Source organism: Brevundimonas sp. UBA5936 (genome assembly GCA_002430835.1).
In the GTDB taxonomy this organism is placed as follows: domain Bacteria; phylum Pseudomonadota; class Alphaproteobacteria; order Caulobacterales; family Caulobacteraceae; genus Brevundimonas.
The window spans coordinates 1-4,645 of record DJDA01000003.1; the positions used below are offsets into that span (position 1 = coordinate 1).

The 4,645-nt window shown below is 69.7% G+C and carries 3 protein-coding genes; all 3 read left to right on the forward strand.

The features are described from left to right. Nucleotides 1–1,620, forward strand: a 1,620-nt coding sequence (locus B2Y21_RS00390; protein ID WP_292055867.1) for an electron transfer flavoprotein-ubiquinone oxidoreductase, incomplete at its 5' end; no start/stop codon positions are given. A gap of 82 nt (nucleotides 1,621–1,702) precedes the next feature. Then, nucleotides 1,703–3,589, forward strand: a complete 1,887-nt coding sequence (locus tag B2Y21_RS00395; protein ID WP_292055869.1) for a tetratricopeptide repeat protein — start codon at nucleotides 1,703–1,705, stop codon at nucleotides 3,587–3,589. 7 nt (nucleotides 3,590–3,596) lie between these two features. Further along, nucleotides 3,597–4,496: a 4-(cytidine 5'-diphospho)-2-C-methyl-D-erythritol kinase gene (locus tag B2Y21_RS00400; protein WP_292055871.1), complete on the forward strand. Its 900-nt coding sequence runs from the start codon at nucleotides 3,597–3,599 to the stop codon at nucleotides 4,494–4,496. Nucleotides 4,497–4,645: the final 149 nt, after the last annotated feature.

Here is a 4,645-nt window from a genome sequence, read left to right on the forward strand (position 1 = left end):
GCCGGCCTGTCCGCCGCCATCCGCCTGAAACAGCGGGCCGAAAAGGACGGGAAGGAGATTTCCGTCGCCGTGCTGGAGAAGTCGGCTGAGATCGGCGGCCATGTCCTGTCCGGCGCGGTCATCGATCCAAAGGCGCTGAACGAGCTGTTCCCTGACTGGAAGGAACGCGGCGCGCCGCTGGAGACGCCGGTGACCAAGGATAAGTTCCTGGTGCTGGGCCCGCAGGGCCAGGCCTCCCTGCCGATGTTCGCCCTGCCGCCCTTCATGCACAATGACGGCTGCTACATCGCTTCTCTGGGCAATGTCGCGCGCTGGCTGGCCGAACAGGCCGAGGCGCTGGGCGTCGAAGTCTATCCCGGCATGGCCGCCAGCCATGTCGTTTGGGAAGAAGGAACGGGCCGGGTGAAGGGCGTCGTCGCGGGCGTCTTCGGCATCGACCGCGAGGGCAAGCCGACTGGCGAGTTCCAGCCGGGCCTCGAACTGCACGGCAAATACGTCTTCATCGCCGAGGGCGTGCGCGGTTCGCTGGCCAAGACCATCATGGCCCGCCACAACCTGTGCGACGCCGCTGATCCCCAGAAGTTCGGCATCGGCCTGAAGGAGCTGTGGCAGATCCCGGCCGAGAAGCACCAGCCCGGCCTGGTCCAGCACACCACCGGCTGGCCGCTGGACGACAAGACGGGCGGCGGCTCCTTCCTGTACCACTTCGGCGATCGCTATGTGTCCGTCGGCTTCGTCGTCCACCTGAACTACAAGAACCCCTTCCTGTCGCCGTTCGACGAGTTCCAGCAGTTCAAGCACCACCCGGCCATCGCCGAGCATCTGGAGGGCGGCACGCGCATCTCCTACGGCGCCCGCGCCATCACCGAGGGCGGCTTCCAGTCGGTGCCGAAACTGGCCTTCCCCGGCGGCGCCCTGATCGGCTGTTCGGCGGGCTTCGTGAACGTGCCGCGCATCAAGGGCAGCCACAACGCCATGAAGACCGGCATGCTGGCCGCCGACGCCGCCTATGACGCGGTCATGGAGGGCCGCGAGGGCGACGTGCTGAGCGCCTATCAGGCCGCATACCTGCGCTCGTGGGTCTATAAGGAGCTGAAGGTCGTCCGCAACGCCAAGCCTCTGCTGTCCAAGCTGGGCACCATGATGGGCGGGGCGGTCGGCATGTTCGACCTGTGGGTCAACCACCTGACGGGCGGCTTCTCCTTCTTCGGCACCCTGCGCCACGGCAAGACCGACGCGGCCTCGACCGAACCTGCTTCGCAGCACAAGCCGATCTTCTACCCCAAGCCGGACGGGAAGCTGTCGTTCGACAAGCTGTCGAGCGTCTTCATCTCCAACACCAACCACGCCGAGGACCAGCCCGCGCACCTGAAGCTGTTGGATCCGTCGGTGCCGATCAACGTCAACCTGCCCAAGTACGGCGAGCCCGCGCGGCTGTATTGCCCGGCCGGGGTGTACGAAGTCGTTTATGCGGACGAAGCGAACCGCGCCGATCCGCGCTTCGTCATCAACGCCCAGAACTGCGTCCACTGCAAAACCTGCGACATCAAGGATCCGTCGCAGAACATCGTCTGGACCACGCCGGAAGGCGGCGGCGGCCCGAACTATCCGAACATGTAAGACGACAACCCTCTCCCACCGGGAGAGGGATTTGCGCTTTCAGACTCTTGCGGGCGAAAGGGAAAGCGTGAAGGGTCCGGCCATGCGTTTCGTCTCTTCTCGCCCTGTCCTGTTCCTGGCGGCTTCCGCCCTTGCGCTGTCGCTGGCCGCGCCGTCCCTGGCGCAGGAGGCTCTTGCGCCCGCGCCGGAATCCCCGGCCGAAGACGCGCAGGACGCAGATGCACAGGATGCCGAGCCGAACGGCGATCCCGTCCCGCACATCATCATCGCCGATGAGCCGGAAACGCCCGAGGAACCCAAGGTCGCGCCCATTCCCGCCGTCTGGGCGCCGATCCCTCTGGACGCCGAGAAGAACAGCGCCTTCGGCCTCTATCTGGCGGGCCGCAACGCCCTGACCAGCGGCGAGAGCGCAGTCGGCGCCGACTATCTGGCCCGCGTCTACGCCCTGACGCCGGAACAGCCGCGCGTGCGCGAACAGGCCTTTACCGCTGCGCTTCTGGCCGGCGATCTGGACGAGGCGGGCCGCATCGCTCCGACCGATCCCGAGGTGTCGCCGGTCATCGTCCAGGCGGGGCGCCTGGTGCAGGCGGTTCAGGTCTACGCCGGCGGCGACGCCCGCCGCGCCGACGCCCTGCTGACAAGCGCGCCGGTCGGCGAGCCGCATGACCGCGCGGGCTTCTACGTCCAGGGCTGGATCGCCGCGGCCGCCAAGGACTGGGACCGCGCTTTGGCCATGCCGCCCGCCGATTTCGATCCGGTCAGCGCCATGGTGGCGCGCGCCAATCGCGCCCGCCTGCTGGAGCAGCGCCGTCGCTATGACGAGGCCGACGCCGAATGGCGCGACCTGACCAGCCACGCCATCGCCGGCGCCCTGTTCCGCCAACCGTACGGCGAGTTCCTTGAACGTCGCGGCCGTCGCGACGAGGCCCTGGTCCAGTATGACGCCGCCATCACCGCCGGAACGGCCGACCGGCGCGTGATCCAGGGGCGCGAGCGGGTGCTGGCCAAGGGCCGCCCGCCCGCCTTGCCGAACTTGCGCGAGGGCGCGGCCCAGGCGCTGCGCACCGCCGCTGACCAGATGATCGCCCAGCGCGCCCATGAGTTCGGCGTGGTCTATCTGCGACTGGCTCAGAACCTGTCGCCCAGCGACAACACCCAGCTTCTGGTCGGCCAGACCCTGATCCAGGGCGGGATCGAGCCCGCGGGCCGGGCGGCCCTGGCCGAGGTCAGCGAGGCCTCGCCCGCCCTCTACGCCGCCGCCCGCATCCAGACGGCCATGAGCCTGAGCAAGGCGGGACGGGATGAAGAGGCCCTGGTTGAGCTGCGCCGCGCCGCCGCCGTGCGTCCCGACGAGGCGGGCGTGGCCTATATGCTGGCCGGTCAGCTGATGCAGATGGAGCGTCACGAAGCGGCGCTGGAGCTGCTGAACGGCCCGCTGCTGAACACGGCGGATCAAGGTTTCGAGGTCCATTTCCTGCGCGGCGCGGCCTATGAATCCCTCGACCGGGACACCGAGGCGGAGGCCGAGCTGTGGGCCGCCCTGCAGATGCAGCCCGACAATCCGACCCTGCTGAACTATCTCGGCTATCTTTGGGTCGACACCGGGACGCGGGTGCAGGAGGGCTCCGCCATGATCGCGCGCGCCCACGCCGCCGAGCCCAAGGACGGCAACATTCAGGACTCCCTTGGCTGGGCCCAGTATCGTCAGGGGCAGTATGAGGCGGCGGTGGTCAACCTGGAGGGCGCCGTCGATAAGGAGCCCGCCAACGCCGAGATCAACGACCATCTGGGCGACGCTTACTGGGCCGTGGGCCGTCAGCGTGAAGCGGGCTTCCAGTGGAACCGCGTCCTGACGCTGGAGGTCGACGACAAGCGCCGCGGCGAGGTCGAGGCCAAGCTGCGCGACCGCCTGGGCCAGGATCCGAGCGGGGACAAGGGGCTGGGGTCCGCAGGCGGCGCGGACGACTGACGCCGTCATGTCCGTTTCCGACGCTCTGAGCGGCCTGGCGCCGGCCAAGATCAATCTGTTGCTGCATGTCGGGCCGGTGCGGGCCGACAGCTATCATCCGCTGGTCAGCCTGGCCGTCTTCGCCGATGTCGGCGACCGGGTGACGGTGCGCCGCGCCGAGGCCCTGTCGCTGAGGGTCGAGGGGCCGTTCGCCGCCGGACTGGACGGGGAGGGCGACAACCTGATCCTCAAGGCCCTGCGCGCCCTGGGCGAGGCGGCCGGGATCGGCGATCCGCTCGTGGCCGTGACACTGGACAAGCGTCTGCCCATCGCCGCTGGTCTGGGCGGCGGTTCGGCGGACGCAGGGGCGGCGCTGCGGCTGACGGCGCGCCTGCTGGGCCTCGATCTGACGGAAAACGCGCTGGAGCGTCTGGCTCTGGCCGCCGGGGCGGACGGCCCCATGTGCCTGCGCGCCCGCCCGGCCTGGGCTTCGGGCGTCGGCGAGGCGCTCGAGGACGAGCCGCGCCTGCCCACGCTGCACGGCGTGCTGTTGAACCCCGGCCTGCCGTCGCCGACGGGGGCGGTCTATCGCGCCTATGACGCCGCGCCCGTCGGGGATGCGGATCGGCCGTCGGGGCCCGCCGACTGGTCCCCCCCCTCCGTGATCGACTGGCTGTCGGTCCAGCGGAACGACCTGGAGGCGCCCGCTCTGGCCGTCACGCCGGGCATCGAAGAGGCGCTGAGCGCCATGCGCGCCGCGCCGGGCTGTCGGCTGACGCGGATGTCGGGGTCGGGCGCGACGGTCTTCGGCCTGTTTGACGACCGCGCGGCGGCGATCGAGGCGGCCTTCGCCCTGGATCGGCCGGGCTGGTGGGCGCGGCCTGTGGTGCTGGGCGCGCCGGATATCGAACCGCGTGCGGTTATTTAACCGGATTTACAGCCCCTGCGGCCAAGCTGGCCGCCATGACCCAGCTCTCGCCCGAACAGACCGCCGCCTTTGAACGCGCCCTGTCGCGCCTGTCGCCCGCCGACCGCGCCCGCGTGAACGAGCTCAAGGACGCCGCCGCCCGCGCCGCC

Bases quoted from the DNA above. Each gene is read 5' to 3' on its own strand.
- B2Y21_RS00395 (WP_292055869.1), top strand. From the start codon at position 1,703: ATGCGTTTCGTCTCTTCTCGCCCTGTCCTGTTCCTGGCGGCTTCCGCC.
- B2Y21_RS00400 (WP_292055871.1), top strand. From the start codon at position 3,597: ATGTCCGTTTCCGACGCTCTGAGCGGCCTGGCGCCGGCCAAGATCAAT.